The organism is Roseibium sp. RKSG952, from assembly GCF_009711355.1.
Window position 1 is genome coordinate 20,484 of the sequence record NZ_SMMF01000881.1, and the last position, 6,561, is coordinate 27,044.

General features: G+C 59.2%; 5 protein-coding genes. 2 read left to right on the plus strand and 3 right to left on the minus strand.

Translation table 11 applies throughout. The features are described from left to right. Position 1: 1 nt before the first annotated feature. From hydA to E1297_RS13440, 3 genes are all read right to left on the minus strand, one after another. On the minus strand, positions 2–1,459 hold the full coding sequence (hydA, locus tag E1297_RS13430) for a dihydropyrimidinase (protein WP_155138912.1): 1,458 nt from the start codon (positions 1,457–1,459) through the stop codon (positions 2–4). Positions 1,460–1,903: 444 nt separating this feature from the next. Beyond that, positions 1,904–3,160 carry a Zn-dependent hydrolase gene (locus E1297_RS13435; protein ID WP_155138914.1) on the minus strand — a complete coding sequence of 419 codons (1,257 nt, stop codon included), beginning with the start codon at positions 3,158–3,160 and terminating at the stop codon, positions 1,904–1,906. A gap of 135 nt (positions 3,161–3,295) precedes the next feature. Next, positions 3,296–4,633: an aspartate aminotransferase family protein gene (locus E1297_RS13440; protein WP_155138916.1), complete on the minus strand. Its 1,338-nt coding sequence runs from the start codon at positions 4,631–4,633 to the stop codon at positions 3,296–3,298. 572 nt (positions 4,634–5,205) lie between these two features. Between E1297_RS13440 and E1297_RS13445 the strand changes: the two genes are divergently transcribed. Both E1297_RS13445 and arfB read left to right on the plus strand, forming a co-directional pair. After that, complete coding sequence (locus E1297_RS13445; protein WP_155138919.1) at positions 5,206–5,868, plus strand: TetR family transcriptional regulator C-terminal domain-containing protein; 663 nt, start codon at positions 5,206–5,208, stop codon at positions 5,866–5,868. Continuing rightward, on the plus strand, positions 5,865–6,317 hold the full coding sequence (arfB, locus tag E1297_RS13450) for an alternative ribosome rescue aminoacyl-tRNA hydrolase ArfB (RefSeq protein ID WP_155138921.1): 453 nt from the start codon (positions 5,865–5,867) through the stop codon (positions 6,315–6,317). The genes E1297_RS13445 and arfB overlap by 4 nt, the downstream gene beginning before the upstream one ends. Positions 6,318–6,561: the final 244 nt, after the last annotated feature.

The window sequence follows — 6,561 nt, forward strand, 5'->3', positions numbered from 1 at the left end:
ATCAAACTCCGCTTGCCGGTATGCCCGACCGCTCCACCTTGCGCGGGGCGGTGAGCTCCTTCCAGGTCGAGAGCGCCTTGTTGACGGCCTGGAACGGCTCGCGCTTCACGAATTCACCATGACCCTGCTGGGGGATGACCTTGCCGTCATCGACCGCGACACGGCCCCGGGTCAGGGTGAAGCGCGGCAGGCCCTTGACCGTCTTGCCCTCGAACACGTTGTAATCAATGGCTGATTCTTGCGAGGCAGCGGAAATGGTTTTTTGCTTCTCCGGGTCCCAAACCACAAGATCCGCATCAGCGCCAACCAGCACCGCGCCCTTTTTCGGGTAGATGTTCAGGATCTTGGCAATGTTGGTCGAGGTGACGGCGACGAATTCGTTCGGCGTCAGGCGGCCGGTGTTGACGCCTTGTGTCCAGAGCATGGGAAGACGGTCTTCAAGGCCGCCTGTGCCGTTGGGGATTTGCGTGAAATCGCCGATGCCGGTGCGTTTTTGATCGGTGGTGAAGGCGCAGTGGTCGGTGGCCACCACCTGCAAGGATCCTGCGGCCAGACCCGCCCAAAGCGAATCCTGATGTTTCTTGTCCCGGAATGGCGGCGACATCACCCGCCTTGCGGCATGATCCCAGTCCGGGTTGCTGTATTCGCTGTCGTCCAGCGTCAGGTGCTGGATCAGCGGCTCGCCATAGGCCCGGATGCCGTTCTGGCGCGCCCGGCGGATCGCTTCATGGGCCTGTTCGGAAGACGTGTGAACGATATAGACCGGCACACCGGCCATGTCCGCGATCATGATCGCGCGGTTTGTGGCCTCGCCTTCCACTTCCGGAGGGCGCGAATAGGCATGGGCTTCGGGGCCGTTGTTGCCTTCGGCCAACAGTTTTTGCTGCAGGCTTGCGACTACATCGCCGTTTTCGGCGTGAACCAGCGGCAGCGCGCCCAGTTCGGCACAGCGCTGGAACGAGGCGAACATCTCGTCGTCATTCACCATCAGCGCGCCCTTGTAGGCCATGAAATGCTTGAAGGTGTTGATGCCGCGCTCGCGCACCACAGTTTCCATTTCGTTGAACACCTGCTCGCCCCACCAGGTGATCGCCATGTGGAACGAGTAGTCGCAATGGGCCATGGTCGACTTGTTGTCCCACATCTGCAGCGCTTCGAGCAGGGACTGGTCCGGGGAGGGCAGGGCGAAGTCGACCACCATGGTGGTGCCGCCTGCGAGCGCTGCCCGCGTGCCACTGTCAAAATTGTCGGAGGAGTAGGTGCCCATGAAGGGCATTTCCAGGTGGGTATGCGGATCGATGCCGCCGGGCATGACAAAACAGCCTGCCGCATCCAGTGTCTCGTCGCCCGAGAGGTTCGGGCCGATCTCGACGATCCGGCCCCCCTCGATCTTGACATCGGCCTCGTAGCTGAGATCGGCGGTGACCACCGTTCCGCCCTTGATCACTTTGCTTGCCATTCTTGGTCCCCTTTTGAAGTATGTTTGTTGATTATGTGATGCGTGTGTACTCGTGTCAGTCTGATGCGATTGAGATCCGGGCTCTCCGATCCCGGCTCAAGGCCGGGATGACGCCGGAAAGCTTTTTAAAAACTGCTAGCGGCGCTTTGTGTCTCATTGTCATCCCCGACAAGCGTCAGCGCGCTCCGGGATCGGTGAGTCCCGGTCTTTCGACGTGTTCCATAATCACAGGGAGCAAAACCTGACCGATTTGCGTGAACCGCAACAAGCCTGAGCAATGAGCCCCCGGCGGGTTTTGCATAAGTCGCAAGGGTGCCTTGCAAACGTATGCTGCAGGGCCTTGAGTGTTGCGAACATAAGCGCGTTCATGACGTCTCCGCCCGAAACGGAGGCCAAGGTACCAGCTCCTGCTTTCCTGCTGTAAAGACCATCACGCCGGTCCGCCTATTCCACAATCTCCGCCGTCTCCACCACCGCATGGAACAGCACGTCGCAACCGGCCTTGGCCCAGTCTCTGGTGATCTCTTCCGCCTCGTTATGGGACAACCCGTCGACACAGGGGCACATCACCATGGCGGTCGGGGCGACGCGGTTGATCCAGCAGGCGTCATGGCCGGCACCGGAAATGATGTCGCGATGGGAATAGCCAAGCCTGTCGGCCGCATTGCGTATGGCGGTCACGCAAGCCGCGTCGAACGTCACCGGATCAAAACCGCCGACTTTTTCGAACGCGGCCTCAAGGCCCATGTCCTCGCAGATCTTTTGAGCGCCGGTTTTGAGCCGGTGCTCCATATCCCTGATCACCGCAACATCGGGTGAGCGGAAGTCGACCGTGAACACGGCCTTGCCGGGGATCACATTGCGGGAATTCGGGGAGATGTCGATATGCCCGGCCGCACCCACGGCGTGGGGTGCATGGGACCAGGCGATTTCGTCGACCAGTTCCAGAATGCGCGCCATGGCAAGGCCTGCATTCTTGCGCATGGGCATGGGGGTTGAGCCGGTGTGGGCGTCCTTGCCGGTCACGGTGACCTGCGTCCAGGACAGACCCTGACCATGGGTGACAATGCCGATGTCCTTGCCTTCCGCCTCGAGAATCGGACCCTGCTCGATGTGCAGTTCGAAAAACGCCCGCATCCTGTCCTTGCGCGCGCCGGCCTCCTCGTCGCCAACCCAGCCGATCCGGCTCAGCTCGCCGCCGAATGTCAGTCCCTCGGCATCTTCCTTGGCATAGGCTTCCTCTTGTGTATGCACGCCTGCGAAGACCCCGGAAGAGAGCATGGCCGGTGCAAAGCGGGTGCCCTCCTCGTTGGTCCAGTTGGTGACGACAATCGGGTGTTTTGTCCTGATGCCGAGATCATTCAAGGAGCGCACGACTTCCAGACCGCCGAGCACACCGAGCACGCCGTCATACTTTCCCCCGGTCGGCTGTGTGTCGAGATGGGAGCCGACATAGACGGGAGGGGCGTCCGGATCCGAGCCCGGACGGGTCATGAACATGTTGCCCATGGTGTCGACAGCCATGGTCATCCCGGCTTCTTCGCACCAGGACTGGAACAGTCTGCGTCCTTGCGCATCCGCATCGGTCAGCGTTTGCCGGTTGTTGCCACCGGCAACTCCGGGGCCGACCTTGGCCATCTCCATCAGGCTGTCCCAAAGCCGGTCCGGATTGATACGCAGATTTTCACCCGGTGCTGCCATGACGTGGTTTCCTTTTCGTCTTTCCGCTTTGCGGACCCCGGGGATGTGAAACCGGTGACCCGCCGCGCCGTTCAATCAAGCCGGTATCCTTGAAAATACCTTTGCATCAACAGGATATTGGCCGGTTATGAGCCTCTAATCGAGCGTGTGCAGAACCGACCGCAGCTTGCCGAACAGCTCGTCAATCTGGGCTTCACTGATGATCAGCGGCGGTGAGAGCGCAATGATATCGCCTGTCGTGCGGATCAGGATGCCGTCCTCGTAGGCTTTCAGAAATGCCGAAAACGCCCGTTTGGTCGGCTCTCCCGCGATCGGCTCCAGCTCGATTGCGCCAATCAGACCCAGATTGCGGATGTCGATGACATTCGGACAGTCCTTCAGGCTGTGCAATCCGTCTTCCCAATGCTGCGCGAGCTCGCCCGCCCGGGTGAGCAGGCCTTCTTCTTCATAGGTGTCGAGCGTTGCCAATGCGGCGGCACACGCGACAGGGTGGGCGGAATAGGTATAGCCGTGAAACAGCTCGATCATGTGGTCCGGCCCGGTCATGAAGGCCTCGTAGATCTCCTTGCTGCAGTAGACCGCCCCCATCGGGATTACGCCGCTGGTGAGGCCCTTGGCAGTTGTGACGAGATCCGGCGTGACACCGAAATAGTCGACCGCAAATGGTGATCCCAACCGGCCAAAGCCGGTGATCACCTCGTCGAAGATCAGCAGGATGCCGTGCTGGCGGCAGATCGTGCGCAAGCGTTCCAGATAATGCCTTGGCGGGATGAGGACCCCGGTGGACCCGGCCACGGGTTCGACAATCACCGCGGCAATGGTCGAGGGATCGTGCAGCTGGATGATCCGGATCAGGTCCTCGGCATATTCGGCACCGCTTTCCGGCATGCCGCGCGAAAACGCATTGCGCTTCGGGTCATGGGTGTGGCGCATGTGGTCGACGCCGGTCAGAAGCGTGCCGAATGTCTTTCGGTTGTTGACGATGCCGCCCACGGAAATGCCGCCGAACCCGACACCGTGATAGCCCCGTTCCCGGCCGATCAGGCGGGTACGGCTGCCCTGACCGATGGCGCGCTGGTAGGCAAGCGCGATTTTCAACGCTGTATCGACACTTTCGGAACCCGAGTTGGTGAAGAACACGTGATCCAGCGGCGCAGGCATGAGCGCTGCAAGCCGGGCTGCCAGTTCGAAGGCTTTCGGGTGTCCCATCTGAAACGCCGGAGCGTAATCGAGGTCTGCGACCTGCTGCTGAACCGCCTTGACGATTCTCGGCCGGGAATGACCTGCATTGCAACACCACAGTCCGGCGGTGCCGTCGAGAACCTGCCGTCCGTCTGCGGTTGTATAATGCATGTCCTTGGCGCCAACAAACATGCGCGGGGCCTGCTTAAACTGCCGGTTCGCCGTGAATGGCATCCAGAAAGCGTCGAGATTGTTGGTCCCTGTCTGGGCGGTTGATGCCGATGTCGACATGCGTCCTCCTTGCGGCGTCCCGGGCGGGAGCCGGCCTGATTGTTCTTGTTGCACTGGAGGTACGTTACAGGCGATCTCAGGCCTGACCTCCTGATCAGGCGAATCGCGCAGCCTTTAAAATACCACCCGCGCTGTTCCCACTGTTGCATCTTTCAAGGGTACGGTTCAGCCCCTTTTGTCTGAAAGACGCAGTTGCCTCTGGATGGCCGGTGCGTTTGGTCCGGCCTGCCGATTGTCCGGCTTGTTTTTGTGCCCAAGGCCGATTTCAATCCTTGCGGACAAGAAATCTGACCAAACGGTCAAATTGAGGTTAGAAAGGCGTGCGGAGCGGGTCAAGTTGAGATTTGAAGTGGTGTGATGAATTTCTGGCCACTGACAGACCAAACAGGGTGCATATCTCGGGAAAGTCAGGCCGCCATTGATTCTGCTGCGGCTTCCTTTCTATGATTTGAAGCAACCGTCATGCCGGGTTGCCTTCGGCAACTCGCGTGCAGGTGGGATTAAGAGGGGGTAAGAATGCGCCGAACTTGGGCAATGGCACATGGCCGAAACAAACAGGATCTGACCGGCGCATGAGTGCATTTGAATTGGCAGATACACCGGTCAATCTCAGCCGGATTCAGGAAAAGAACCGGGCACTCATTATTGAGGCCGCTTTGGGCGAGTTTTCGCGCTACGGTTTTTCGGGTGCGACGATCGAGAAGATCTCCAGGGCCGCGGGCATGTCGAAATCGAACATGCTTTACTATTTTCCGTCCAAGACGGCAGTCTATGATGCAGTTCTCGCCCATATCCTCGATGTCTGGCTGGCGCCATTGAGGACGCTGGACAGGGACGGGCACCCGGCAGAAGAACTTGCCGGCTATATTCATCAGAAAATGAGGCTGTCTGCGGAATTGCCTGACGCCTCACGCCTGTTCGCAAATGAGGTCATGCAGGGCGCGCCGCGGATAATGCCGGTGTTGAGCGGAGACCTCAAGCACTTGGTCGACGACAAGGCCGAAGTGATCCAGTCGTGGATCGATGACGGCAGGATTGAAGCAATCAGCCCGATCCATCTCATTTTCACGATCTGGGCCATGACCCAGCACTATGCCGACTTTGCCAGTCAGATCAACGCAATTTCCGGTTCCGGGCTTGAAGACGAAGAGTTCCGCGACGAGGCAACCGCAACAGTTTGCCGTCTGGTCTTAAAGGGGCTGGGTCTCGATGATCCGGATCAGGAAACCGTATGACAGTGCTTGAACAGTTTAAGCAGGATGGCCGGATCCTGATCGGCCGCGGGCTCTATATTCAGGCCGATGACCTCCACGAGGACTTTATTCGCGCATCCGGGCCCGGCGGGCAGAATGTCAACAAAGTCTCGACTGCTGTTCAATTGCGGTTTGCTCTCTCGGCTGCGCCGCTTCCTGAAGACATAAAGGAGCGCGCCGCGTTGCTGGCTGGAAGCCGGTTGACCCATAGCGGTGAAATCGTGCTGCAGGCCGACCGGTTTCGGACGCGGGAGCGCAACCGTGAGGATGCGCTCACCCGCTTGTTGGCGCTCTTGCAGCGCGCGCTTGAAAAACCGAAACCGCGCAAGGCCACCCGTCCGACCCTTGCGTCGAAAAGGCGGCGGCTGGACTCCAAGAAAAAACGCGGTTCGGTCAAGAAACTGCGCGGCAAGGGCGCCTCATTCGATTGAACGGGACCTTCACCGCGTCATCCGCGCCGTCGACGGGCTTTTCAAGTGCCGATGCCTTGATCTCAAGCGGCGTGCTTGTGCCTTACAAAGTCGCAATGAGCATAGGGTGCGGAACACCTCACCCCTGTCGATAACTTTCGGATATTAATCAAACCATTGATATTATTGATTTTATTAAAATGGTTCGGTTTTTTCCCACAGGGGTTTTGGGGGGAATGGGGTTAAATTTTGAAAATCCGGAAAT

Coding starts and splice junctions, on each gene's coding strand:
- hydA (WP_155138912.1), bottom strand. CDS start 1,459: ATGGCAAGCAAAGTGATCAAGGGCGGAACGGTGGTCACCGCCGATCTC.
- E1297_RS13435 (WP_155138914.1), bottom strand. CDS start 3,160: ATGGCAGCACCGGGTGAAAATCTGCGTATCAATCCGGACCGGCTTTGG.
- E1297_RS13440 (WP_155138916.1), bottom strand. CDS start 4,633: ATGTCGACATCGGCATCAACCGCCCAGACAGGGACCAACAATCTCGAC.
- E1297_RS13445 (WP_155138919.1), top strand. CDS start 5,206: ATGAGTGCATTTGAATTGGCAGATACACCGGTCAATCTCAGCCGGATT.
- arfB (WP_155138921.1), top strand. CDS start 5,865: ATGACAGTGCTTGAACAGTTTAAGCAGGATGGCCGGATCCTGATCGGC.